This is a genomic window from Arthrobacter sp. 01N444 (assembly GCF_056399305.1).
The window spans coordinates 71286-82248 of the sequence record NZ_JBFTRB010000022.1 but is presented as its reverse complement, the minus strand read 5'-3'; the positions used below and the strand labels follow the sequence as shown (position 1 = coordinate 82248).

Here is a 10963-nt window from a genome sequence, read left to right as displayed (position 1 = left end):
AACCTGACGATCGTCTCGTCCCGGTCGGCCTGGGTGGCCTGGTCCATGCCGGGGGCGAAGTGCAGCGCGTAGTAGAGCACGGCCGGGATGATGCCGGCGGCGCCGTTCGTGGGGGCGGTGACGACGCGGCCGCCGGAGGCGTTTTCCTCGTTTACGGCCAGCGCGATCAGGTTGACCCATTCCTGCCAGTACTTCGGGTCCCGGTAGTCGGGGTCCTGTCCGCGGGTTTCCTTCATGAGCCGTTCGTGCCAGTCCGGGGCCCGGCGGCGGACCTTGAGCCCGCCGGGCAGCAGCCCGGTGCGTTTGAGGCTGACCTCGACGCAGCCTTCCATCACCGAGTAGATGTGCAGCAGCCCGTCGCGGATTTCCGCTTCGGTGCGGGAGGCGCGCTCGTTGACGAACATGATCTGCCCGATCGAGAGGCCCTTGGACTGGCAGCGGCCCAGCAGTTCCGCGGCCGTGCGGAACGGCAGCGGCAGTTCCTTCTTCGACTCGTCGAGTTCCTTCAGGGCCGCGTCCTCCTCGCCCTCGCGGACAATGAAGCCGCCGCCGACGGAGAAGAACGTGGCGCGGTGGAGGACTTCGCCTTCGGCGCCGGAGACCGTGAACGTCATGCCGTTGGTGTGCCGGGGCAGGATGGTCAGCGGCCGCAGGATCATGTCCTTCACCCCGTACGGCAGGGCGACCGAGCCGGCCAGCTGCAGAGTGCCGGTCTCAGCGATCGTGGCCAGCCGTTCCTCCACTTCCTCGGGCAGGATCAGTTCGGGGTGGAAGCCTTCCAGGCCGAGCAGGATCGCGGTCATGGTGCCGTGCCCGTGGCCGGTGGCGGCCAGGGAACCGTACAGGTCCACGCGCAGCGACGCTACCTTCTCCAGGTTCCCGGAGGCCTTGAGTTCCTCGGCGAAGAGGGCGGCGGCCCGCATGGGCCCCACGGTGTGTGAGCTGGATGGCCCTATTCCGATGGAAAAGAGGTCGAAGACTCCAACAGCCATTGTCGGTTCCTAACTAGGTCTTGCTGTGGCCCGGCAGAGGGTCCTGCCGGAAGGCGCTGCGGGCGCTGGTTGGCGGCCGCATGCCGGATGCACGACGCCGGGCGGCGGCTTGTGGCGGCAACCCGGCGTCGTGATCTGTACTGCTGTTAGTTCTGTACTGCTGCTACTTCAGTCTTACGTCGCCTGGGCGAGGTTTTCAACCGAGGGGTAGAGCGGGTGGGCGGCGGCGAGGGCCTCCACCCGGGAACGGAGACCGGAGAGGTCCGCGCCGGCGTCGGCGATCAAAGCCTCGGCGATGATGTCGGCAACCTCGGCGAAGGCCGCCTCGCCGAAGCCGCGGGTCGCCAGCGCCGGGGTGCCGATCCGCAGCCCGGAGGTGACCATCGGCGGGCGCGGATCGAACGGCACAGCGTTGCGGTTGACGGTGATGTCGATCGCCGCGAGCCGGTCCTCGGCTTCCTGCCCGTTCAGCTCACACTCGCGCAGGTCCACCAGGACCAGGTGCACGTCGGTGCCGCCGGAGATCACGTTGATGCCCTTGGCGGTCACGTCCGGCTGGACCAGGCGCTCGGCGAGGATCCGGGCGCCGGCCAGGACGCGTTCCTGGCGCTCCCTGAACTCCTCGGACGCGGCGATCTTGAACGCCACGGCCTTGCCCGCGATGACGTGCTCCAGCGGCCCGCCCTGCTGGCCGGGGAACACCGCGGAGTTGATCTTCTTGGCGATCTCGGCGTCGTTGGACAGGATGATGCCGCCGCGCGGACCGGCAAGGGTCTTGTGCGTCGTGGAGGTGGTGACGTGCGCGTGCGGGACCGGGGACGGGTGCAGCCCGGCCGCGACCAGCCCGGCGAAGTGCGCCATGTCCACCATCAGGTAGGCGCCCACCGAGTCGGCGATCCGGCGGAACTCGGCGAAGTCCAGCTGCCGGGCGTACGCGGACCAGCCGGCAACGATCAGCGCCGGCTTGTGCTCCAGGGCCAGGGCCTCGACCTCGGCCATGTCGATCCGGTGGTCCTCCTCACGGACCTGGTACGGGATCACGTTGTAGAGCCGGCCGGAGAAGTTGATCCGCATGCCATGCGTCAGGTGCCCGCCGTGCGCCAGGTTCAGGCCCATGATGGTGTCGCCCGGCCGGATCAGGGCATGCATCACGGAGGCGTTGGCCTGCGCGCCGGAGTGCGGCTGCACGTTGGCGTACCCCGCGCCGAACAGGGCCTTGACCCGATCGATCGCGAGCTGTTCGATCACATCAACGTGCTCGCAGCCACCGTAATAGCGCTTGCCCGGGTAGCCCTCGGCGTACTTGTTGGTCAGCACGGAGCCCTGCGCCTGCATCACAGCCTTGGCGGTGTGGTTCTCCGAGGCGATCATCTCCAAACCGTCCCGCTGCCGGGTCAGTTCGGCGTCGATCTTCGCGGCGATCTCCGGATCCAGCGCGGACAGGTCCGCGTCCAGGCTCGGCGAAACGACCTGCTCAAACGCCAGCGTCTGGGTGCCCGCGGCCGCCGTTGCGCCGCTCACAGCTCGCCACCGTTCTTGGACGCGTACTCCTGGGCAGAAAGCAGCGGGCCGTCGGACTCGGCAGCGACCTTGAAGAGCCAGCCGGCACCGTACGGGTCGCTGTTGATCAGCGCGGGGTCATCGACGACGGCGGGGTTGATTTCGGTGACCTCGCCCGTGACCGGGGCGTAGAGGTCCGAGACGGACTTGGTCGATTCGACCTCGCCGCAGGTCTCCCCCGCGGTCACGGCGGAGCCGACCTCCGGCAGGTCAACGTAGACGATGTCGCCGAGGGCATCCGTGGCGACGGCGGAGATGCCGATGGAAACAACGTTTCCGGCCTCGCGGGCAACCCACTCGTGCTCGTCGGAGTACTGCAGTTCAGGGGCAACTTTTGCCATGTGTTTTTCCTTTACGTTTGAAAAGTCGTGGGCCACAACAATTGTGGTGGGTTGGGTGGCGGATGAGGCAATTCCTCCGCGTGCTCGCTCGTCCCTCGCTTAGACGCACGCTTCCGGAATCCCCTCACCCGGCGCTATTCAGTTCAGTTTTTGGGGCCAGCCGTTTCCCCGGAAGAAACAGTGGCTTTTCGATATCTTCCAGAGCCGGGGTGCTCCGAGGCTTCAAGGGTGTCATCAAGCTCAACCCCCAATGATCGGGCTTGGGACAGTCCTACCCCGCGGCAGGCGCTACATCCCCCAGCACTTTTGCTTTCGAAGGCGCCCCAAACGACGCTTGGAACTCGAGGTGAGTTGAACCCGAGGTGAGCTGCAGGGCCCCTTCGGGCCCGACATCCGGGAGCATGCGTCTAAGGGAGCGTTACGTCCGCTCAGCGGGCGTCTTCGCGACCGAGCATGCAGAGGATGCCGGGTCCGACGGGCTGACGCAACCACAGTCACGCAGCCCCCGGGACAGCTTCGGCTACTTTTGGCGCTTGTAGAAAGGCAGTGCGACAACTTCGAAGGGTTCGGCCTTGCCGCGGAGGTCGATGTCCAGTGCGGTGCCGGGCTCGGTGAATTCGACGTCGACATAGGCCATCGCGACCGGGTAGCCGAGGCTCGGGCTGGGCTGGCCGGAGGTGACTTCGCCGACGACGTTGCCGTCCTTGAGGACCGGGTAGTGGCCGCGGCCGGCCCGGCGCCCGAGGCCCTTGAGCCCGACGAGCTTGCGGCCCGTCGTGGCGCCGGCGCCGGTTTCCTTCTTGGCGGCCAAGGCGGCCTTGCCGATGAAGTCGCCTTCCTTGGACAGGGCGACGACGGGGCCCAGGCCGGCGGCGAACGGATCGCCCTCCAGGGAGAGCTCGTTGCCGTAAAGCGGCATGCCGGCCTCGAGACGGAGCGAATCGCGGGACGCGAGCCCGGCGGGGGTCAGCTCGCCGTCCTCTGCGATGGCGACGAGCGCCTGCCAGAGGGCGGCGGCGGCGTCGTTCGCGACGAAGATCTCGAAGCCGTCTTCACCGGTGTAGCCGGTGCGGGCCAGCAGGAGGTCCTGGCTGGCTCCAGCGAACATGAACGGGACGTCCACGGCGGCGTAGTACTTCAGGCCGGTGACGAGCTCGTGCTGCGCGGCGGGGACCAGGCGCAGCAGGATCTCCTGGGCCTTGGGTCCCTGCACGGCGATCAGCGAGGTCTCAGCAGAGGCGTCCTGGACGGTGACGTCGAATCCGCCGTCCTTTCCGGAACCGGCGCGCTCGGCCAGGGCCGCGGCGACGACCTTCGCGTTGCCGGCGTTGGGGACCACAAGGAATTTCTGGTCGCCGCGGCGGTAGGTGATGAGGTCATCGATGATGCCGCCGTCCTCGTTGCAGATCAGCGAGTACTTGGCCTTGCCAATGGCCATCGCCGAGATCTTGCCCACGAGGGCGTAGTCCAGGAAGGCTGCGGCGTCGGGGCCGGTGACCCAGACTTCGCCCATGTGGGAGAGGTCGAACAGGCCCGCGGACTTGCGGACGGCGTGGTGCTCGGCGAGTTCGGAGCTGTACTTCAGCGGCATCTGCCAGCCGCCGAAGTCCGTGAAGGAGGCGCCGAGCTTCTTGTGCTCTTCGTAAAGTGCCGTGTAATTCTCATTCATCGGTGGCTGTCCCTAGCTGTCAGAGTCGGAGTTGGCGGAGTCGTCGGAGTGGACTGCTGTGTCTTCTTCGAAGGCCTCGAGGGGCGGGCACGAGCAGATCAGGTTGCGGTCCCCGGCTGCGCCGTCGATGCGGCCGACGGGCGGGAAGTACTTGTCCTGCTTGAGCGTGTGGACCGGGAAGACGGCCTGCTCACGCGGGTACTCGCGGGTCCAGTCGGTGCTGATCACGGCAGCGGCGGTGTGCGGGGCGTTGCGCAGCGGGCTGTGCTCCACGGTGAAATCGCCGTTGGCCACCTGGTCGATCTCGGCGCGGATGGCGACCATGGCCGTGATGAAGCGGTCGATCTCGCCCAGGTCCTCGGATTCGGTGGGCTCCACCATCAGGGTGCCGGCCACCGGGAACGCCAGGGTGGGGGCGTGGAAGCCGTAGTCGATCAGGCGCTTGGCCACGTCCTCGGCGGTCACGCCGGTCTTGGCCGTGAGTTCGCGCAGGTCCAGGATGCACTCGTGGGCCACCAGGCCGCCTTCGCCGGTGTAGAGCACCGGGAAGGAGTCGTTGAGGCGGGCCGCGATGTAGTTCGCCGCGAGCAGCGCGGACTTGGTCGCCTCGGTGAGGCCGCGGCCGCCCATCAGCTTCACGTAGGCCCAGGAGATCGGCAGCACGCCGGCCGAGCCGTAGCGGGAGGCGGAGATCGGGGTGCCGTCGGCGCCGTTGGCGGGATCAGCAGCGTTGCCCGGCATGAACGGGGCCAGGTGCGCCTTGGCCGCGACCGGGCCGACGCCCGGTCCGCCGCCGCCGTGCGGGATGCAGAAAGTCTTGTGCAGGTTCAGGTGCGAGACGTCGCCGCCGAACATGCCGGGCTGGGCCAGCCCGACCAGGGCGTTGAGGTTGGCGCCGTCGATGTAGACCTGGCCGCCGGCGGCGTGGACCGCGTCGCATACCTCGCGGACATCGGCGTCGTACACCCCGTGCGTGGACGGGTAGGTGATCATGATGCAGGACAGCGCATCCTTGTGCAGCTCGATCTTGGCGGTCAGGTCCGCGTGGTCGATCGTGCCGTCCGAAGCCGTGGCCACGACCACGACCTTCATGCCGGCCAGCACGGCGGAGGCGGCGTTGGTGCCGTGCGCGGAGGCCGGGATCAGGCAGACGTTGCGCTGGGCATCGCCGCGGGAGAGGTGGTAGCCGCGGATCGCCAGCAGCCCGGCGAGCTCGCCCTGGGAACCGGCGTTGGGCTGGATGGAGACCTGGTCGTAGCCGGTGATCTCGGTCAGCTGGCCTTCGAGGTCCTCGATCAGTTCACGCCAGCCGGCGGTCTGGGATTCCGGGGCGAACGGGTGGATGGAGGCGAACTCCGGCCAGGAGATGGCTTCCATCTCGGCGGTGGCGTTCAGCTTCATGGTGCACGACCCCAGCGGGATCATGGTCCGGTCCAGGGCAAGGTCGCGGTCCGAGAGGCGACGGATGTAGCGCAGCAACTGGGTCTCGGAACGGTGCGTGTTGAACACCGGGTGCTGCAGGTAGTCGGAGGTGCGCTCGACGGCGGGGTCCAGGCCGAACGCAGTGTCCGTGCCTGCAGCCGCGGCAGTCACGGACGCGCCGAACGCGGCTATGACGTCGGCGACGACGGCAACCGTCGTGGCCTCGTCGGCGGAGATGCCGACGGTGTCGGCGTCGATGGCGCGCAGGTTGACGCCCTTGGCGTCGGCTGCCGCGATGATCTCAGCTGCCCGGCCCGGCACGGAGACGGTGATGGTGTCGAAGAAGGAGGTGTGCAGCACATCCAGGCCGGCGGCCTTCAGGGAGGCGGCGATGGTCTTCGCGTGGACGTGGACCGACTGGGCGATTGCCTTCAGCCCGTCCGGGCCGTGGTAGACGGCGTAGAAGGAAGCCACGATGGCCAGCAGGGCCTGGGCGGTGCAGATGTTGGAGGTGGCTTTCTCGCGGCGGATATGCTGCTCGCGGGTCTGCAGGGCCAGGCGGTAGGCGGGAACGCCGGCGTTGTCCTTGGAGACACCCACGAGGCGGCCGGGCATGGAGCGCTCGAGCCCCTTCTGGACGGCCATGTAGGCAGCGTGCGGTCCGCCGAAGAACAGCGGCACGCCGAAGCGCTGGGCGGATCCGACGGCGATGTCAGCGCCCTGCTCGCCCGGGGACGTGATCAGGGTCAGGGAGAGGAGATCTGCCGCGACGGTGACGAGGGCGCCGCGTTCCTTGGCGTCGGCGATCACGGCGGTGTGGTCGAACACGCGGCCGGAGACGCCCGGCTGCTGCAGGACGACGCCGTTGATGACGCCGTCGGGCAGGCCCTTGGAGAGGTCGGCGACCTCGACCTCGAAGCCGAGGGCCTCGGCGCGGCCCTTGACGATCGCGATGGTCTGGGGCAGGCAGTCGGCGTCGAGGACGGTCTTGCCGTCGTGCGCCGTCTTGTTCTTATTCGCGCGGCGCATCATCAGCACGGCCTCGGCCACGGCGGTGGCTTCATCCAGCAGGGAGGCGTTGGCGATCGGCAGGCCGACCAGGTCCTGGACCATGGTCTGGAAGTTCAGCAGCGCCTCCAGCCGGCCCTGGGAGATCTCCGGCTGGTAGGGCGTGTACGCGGTGTACCAGGCCGGGGCTTCGAGGATGTTGCGGCGGATCACCGGCGGGGTGAGCGTGTCGTAGTAGCCCTGCCCGATCATCTGCACGGCAGTCTTGTTCTTCGACGCCAGCTTGCGCAGCTCGGCGAGGACTTCGACCTCGCTCAGGGCCGCGGCGAGCGCGAGGTCGGCGTCCTGGCGGATGTCCTTCGGAACGGCGGTGTCCACCAGGGCGTCGACGGTGTCGTAGCCGACAGCCTTCAGCATGGCGTCGACGTCGGCCTGGCGGCGCGCGCCGATATGCCGGTCAACGAAGGACGTGGAGGCTGGGGTAACAGTCACAAGGAACTCCATAACTCAGGCGGCGCAGGGTACGCCACATTGATTCGGGTTCCTCCCCGCTCTGTATTGGACCTGAGAGTTTCCGCGCAGCCCGCGTTTCAGGGCTCCGCTTGCACCGTCGGTGAGCACAGCATGTCCGGGACACGCCTGCTACTTTCCAGAGATGCCTTGCCGCGGCGGTACATGGGCCTGAGAGATTCCTGGGGAGGGTTTGCTCCTACGGCGCCTGCTTGTACCTACTTGCAGGACTCTCCCGCCGCAGATCAAAGGCGTATTTAATTAGGTGTTCAATCGGGGGTGACTACAGTCACAGCTCTCATTGTCCTATGCCGGGCGCGCGTCCGCAAACTCCCTCCCGGCGGCGGACCCAGGTTACGGGCCACGAGCCACCCGGCGGCGAATCCGGCGGCGCGAATTCGCCGGAAAGCCCCGGAGTCGCCGCAACTTTCCGGCGTACTCGAACGCTTCCGGCGAATTCGGCGGGGAGTAGAGGGTCGGAGGGGGTGGGTGTGGGCTTCAGCCGCGCAGGCGCTCGACGGCGGCCAGGAGGCTCTGGACGTCCGCCTCGACTTCCGGCGGCGGCCCGCCGGGACCCCGCGCCAGCATGGCGTTGAAGTACAGCCCGTCCCCCATGCACAGGACGGCCTTCGCCATGGCGGGCCCGACGTCGGCCGCCAGCAGTTCCAGCCAGCTCGCCTGGCCGGCGGCGAAGCGGCGGAGCGTTTCCCCGTGTGCCACCTCGGCGAGCCGCGTGGCCGCCACGAAGACCCGGTCCATGGGCGTGTCCGCCCACACCGAGGACTTGATGAAGTACGCCGCCGCCCCTTCCGGGGCTGCCGCCATGGCCGCAACATCGGCAGCCAGGAGCCGGTCCAGCCGTTCCAGCAGGACCGCGATCATGGCCTCTTTCGTCGGAAAATGGTAGAGCAGGCCGCCCTTGGAGACGCCGGCCCGGCGCGCGACGGCGTCCAGCGTCGCGGCGCGTTCACCGACTTCGATGAGCAGGGATTCGAAGGCATCGAGGACGGCCTCGCGGGCGACGGGTTTCCTGGGCATGCCTCCCATCATGCCTGTCCGCGAGCGCATTTCTTAACTGTACCGTCCAGACGGTACAGTTATCCTTATGAGCATTTCATCGATCACCGTAGCCACCAGCACTCCTGCGGCCACCGGGCCCCGGGCACCGTGGCGTGACTGGGTGGCGCTGGCCCTGCTGATGTTCCCCGTCCTGCTCGTGGCCGTGGACAACACCGCGCTCACGTTCGCCCTGCCGGCCATCGCCAGCAGCCTGACCGCCTCCGGCGTCGAACTGCTCTGGATCGTCGATGCCTATCCCCTGGTCTTGGCCGGACTCCTGGTCGCGATGGGTTCCCTGGGCGACAGGATCGGCCGGCGCCGGCTGCTGTTCGTGGGCAGCGCAGGCTTTGCCGCGGTGTCCGCCGTGACGGCGTTCGCGCCGAGTGCGGAATGGCTGATCGCCGGCCGCGCCGGGCTTGGCCTGTTCGGCGCCATGCTGATGCCATCCACGCTGTCGCTGATCCGGAACATCTTTCCGCAGCCCAACCGGCGCAGGCTGGCGGTGGCGATCTGGGCCGCCGGCTTCTCCGGCGGCGCCGCCCTCGGCCCGATTGTCGGCGGCTGGCTGGTGGAAAACTTCTGGTGGGGCGCCGTCCTGCTGGTCGCGGTGCCGATCATCCTGCCGCTGCTGCTGCTCGGGCCGGCGCTGATCCCGGAATCCCGCGATCCGAAGCCGGGCCGGGTGGACGTGCCCAGCATTGCCCTGTCCCTGCTGGTCATGGTGCCGGTGGTCTACGGGATCAAAGCCCTTGCCACCCACGGGCCGGCTCCCGAGGCCTTCGCGAGTATCGGAACCGGCCTGCTCATGGGCTATGTGTTCATCCGGCGGCAACGCGCGCTTGCCCGTATCCACAGGACAGACCACAGCACCGCGCCGATGCTCGACGTCAGCCTGTTTGGCAACCGGATCTTCAGTACGGCCATTGTGGCCAACGTCCTGGCACTGTTCTCCTTCAACGGCTTCATTCTCTTCCTGGCCCAGCACCTGCAGCTGCTGGAGGGCCAGTCCCCCTCGGCCTCCGGCGTCGCCATGGTCCCGGCCCTCATCGCCACGGTTGTAGCGGGGCTGCTCGTGGTCCCGCTGGTGCGCAAGGTGCGGCCCGGCTTTGTGGTGGCCGGCGGCCTGCTGCTGAGCGCGGCGGGCTATTTCGTGGTGGCATTCGGCGACCACAGCCAGGGCCCGTCGCTGCTCCTTGCCGCCCTGCTGGTGCTCTGCCTGGGGGTGGGGGCCGCGGAGACGATCTCCAATGACCTGATCCTGGGTGCGGCGCCCGCCGACAAGGCAGGGGCAGCCGCCGCTATCTCCGAGACGGGCTACGAAGTGGGGTCCCTGCTGGGTACGGCGATTCTCGGCTCAATCCTGACGGCCTCCTACCAGGGCAACCTCCGGCTTCCCGCGGGCGTGTCCGAACTCGCCCCGGCGGCGGCCACCAGCCAGGCCGGTGAAACCCTGGCCGGCGCTGTGGATCTGGCCCGGATGCTTCCGGCGCCCCTGGCCGAGGCGGTGACGGCGGCCGCGCGCACCGCCTTCGACTCGGGCGTGCACGTCACTGCGTCCATTGCACTGGTCCTGATGTCCGGGGCCTGCGTCCTGGCCGCCGTCGTCCTGCGGTCGGTGCCGAAGGCCCAATAGGGCTCAGCGGCCGCCGTCAGCGTCACGCCGTCGTCAGCACGAAGGGGTTCCAGCCCATAAACAGCAGCGTCCGGCGCCGGGTATCCTCCCGGCGCCGGACGCTGCTGTTTCTTGGGGGGCTGGTGGGAGCCGGTCCCTACTTACTGTCCGGGGTGGTCACGCTGGCGGTGGCCCGCATGGTCTCGGCATTCACCATCCAGGCGTACTGCTCAAACTTGGCGATGAACTCGTGCAGCAGATCCGCGGTGGTGGGATCTTCCTCGTCCACTTCGTCATGGACCTTGCGCATGGTGCCGACGGCCGCCTCAAGCGCGGCGACAATCCGCTCGATGGCGTCCTTCGTGTTGATCAGGCCCTTCGGGAACTCGGCCAGTGCGGTGGACTTGGAAACCGTGGAGCTTCGGCCGTCCGGGAGGGCGTGGAGGGCACGCATGCGCTCGGCAAGGTCATCCGCGAATCCCCGGGCGGCGTCGATGATTTCATCCAGCTGGAGGTGAAGGTCCCTGAAGTTGGTCCCGACGATGTTCCAGTGTGCCTGCTTGCCCTGAACGTGGAGTTCGATCAGGTCCACCAGTACTGCCTGCAGGTTGGTCGTCAATGTTGGTGATGCTTTCATGAATCCTCCTCGATAGAACCGGTGCCGTGCGGGCCGCGCATGCCATTGCTGGCACCCCGGCCGATGCTTCCGACGCTACCGCAGCGCGGCGCCGGGCCGCGATGCTTCTGGGAGGAATTTCTCGGTCAGCTTACTAAGTCGGCTTACTAACCG

General features: G+C 68.0%; 8 protein-coding genes and 2 riboswitches. Of the genes, 1 reads left to right on the top strand and 7 read right to left on the bottom strand.

Going from position 1 to position 10963, the window contains the following annotated elements; all coding sequences use genetic code 11:
- The 6 genes from AC1DKN_RS19400 to AC1DKN_RS19375 all read right to left on the bottom strand — a co-directional run.
- The coding region (locus AC1DKN_RS19400) for an L-serine ammonia-lyase (protein ID WP_476872229.1) at positions 1-992 on the bottom strand (992 nt) is incomplete at its 3' end.
- Positions 993-1166: 174 nt separating this feature from the next.
- Positions 1167-2513, bottom strand: a complete 1347-nt coding sequence (gene glyA, locus AC1DKN_RS19395; RefSeq protein WP_476872228.1) for a serine hydroxymethyltransferase — start codon at positions 2511-2513, stop codon at positions 1167-1169.
- Entirely contained in the window at positions 2510-2893 is a 384-nt protein-coding gene (gcvH, locus tag AC1DKN_RS19390; RefSeq protein ID WP_230007215.1) for a glycine cleavage system protein GcvH, read from the bottom strand. Before gcvH ends, glyA begins: the two co-directional genes overlap by 4 nt.
- A 520-nt stretch (positions 2894-3413) precedes the next feature.
- A complete protein-coding gene (gene gcvT / locus AC1DKN_RS19385) occupies positions 3414-4562 on the bottom strand; it encodes a glycine cleavage system aminomethyltransferase GcvT (RefSeq protein ID WP_476872227.1) in 1149 nt (382 codons plus the stop codon).
- Positions 4563-4574: 12 nt separating this feature from the next.
- Complete coding sequence (gene gcvP / locus AC1DKN_RS19380) at positions 4575-7496, bottom strand: aminomethyl-transferring glycine dehydrogenase (RefSeq protein ID WP_476872226.1); 2922 nt, start codon at positions 7494-7496, stop codon at positions 4575-4577.
- A gap of 39 nt (positions 7497-7535) precedes the next feature.
- A riboswitch (glycine riboswitch) is annotated at positions 7536-7650 on the bottom strand.
- 1 nt (position 7651) lies between these two features.
- Positions 7652-7750: riboswitch (glycine riboswitch) on the bottom strand.
- Positions 7751-8000: 250 nt separating this feature from the next.
- Positions 8001-8540: a TetR/AcrR family transcriptional regulator gene (locus tag AC1DKN_RS19375; RefSeq protein WP_079555622.1), complete on the bottom strand. Its 540-nt coding sequence runs from the start codon at positions 8538-8540 to the stop codon at positions 8001-8003.
- Between the two features lie 67 nt (positions 8541-8607).
- Between AC1DKN_RS19375 and AC1DKN_RS19370 the strand changes: the two genes are divergently transcribed.
- Positions 8608-10194 (top strand): MFS transporter, encoded by a 1587-nt coding sequence (locus AC1DKN_RS19370; RefSeq protein WP_476872225.1) that lies wholly within the window; start codon positions 8608-8610, stop codon positions 10192-10194.
- Between the two features lie 136 nt (positions 10195-10330).
- Here the strand turns inward: AC1DKN_RS19370 and AC1DKN_RS19365 are convergent, their stop codons facing one another.
- Positions 10331-10810 carry a Dps family protein gene (locus AC1DKN_RS19365; protein WP_028275324.1) on the bottom strand — a complete coding sequence of 160 codons (480 nt, stop codon included), beginning with the start codon at positions 10808-10810 and terminating at the stop codon, positions 10331-10333.
- Positions 10811-10963 lie beyond the last annotated feature (153 nt).

Excerpts from the sequence above, each read along its gene's own strand:
- gcvH (WP_230007215.1), bottom strand. The coding sequence starts at position 2,893 with ATGGCAAAAGTTGCCCCTGAACTGCAGTACTCCGACGAGCACGAGTGG.
- gcvT (WP_476872227.1), bottom strand. The coding sequence starts at position 4,562 with ATGAATGAGAATTACACGGCACTTTACGAAGAGCACAAGAAGCTCGGC.
- gcvP (WP_476872226.1), bottom strand. The coding sequence starts at position 7,496 with ATGGAGTTCCTTGTGACTGTTACCCCAGCCTCCACGTCCTTCGTTGAC.
- AC1DKN_RS19375 (WP_079555622.1), bottom strand. The coding sequence starts at position 8,540 with ATGCCCAGGAAACCCGTCGCCCGCGAGGCCGTCCTCGATGCCTTCGAA.
- AC1DKN_RS19370 (WP_476872225.1), top strand. The coding sequence starts at position 8,608 with ATGAGCATTTCATCGATCACCGTAGCCACCAGCACTCCTGCGGCCACC.
- AC1DKN_RS19365 (WP_028275324.1), bottom strand. The coding sequence starts at position 10,810 with ATGAAAGCATCACCAACATTGACGACCAACCTGCAGGCAGTACTGGTG.